A 278-nucleotide genomic window follows, 5' to 3' on the forward strand; every position below is an offset into this window, starting at 1 on the left:
TTCTCTCGCTCCCCATTTCATATAAAAATATGCTAGTATGCGATCTTTGTTAATTTTTTGTTATTGATTTTTGAAGGGGGATTACGTGTTACAACTTATCCAGCGATTTTTAAAATTAGAATCTGCCGGTGGAATTTTATTACTTTTATCTGCTGTAGCTGCAATGTTATTGGCCAATTCACCATTAAGTGAACAATATAATAACTTCTTAAATTTACCCGTAAGCATACAAATTGGCCATTTTGCAATCGATAAAACATTAATTCATTGGATCAATG

Annotated in this window: 1 protein-coding gene; it reads left to right on the forward strand. The window is 31.7% G+C overall.

Annotated elements, in window-relative coordinates:
• Positions 1-85: 85 nt before the first annotated feature.
• On the forward strand, positions 86-278 hold a 193-nt coding region (locus tag NR195_RS23000), incomplete at its 3' end, for a Na+/H+ antiporter NhaA (RefSeq protein WP_256844931.1).

Source organism: Pantoea sp. Ft-CA_14 (assembly GCF_024520875.1).
Taxonomy (GTDB): Bacteria; Pseudomonadota; Gammaproteobacteria; order Enterobacterales; family Enterobacteriaceae; genus Pantoea; species Pantoea agglomerans.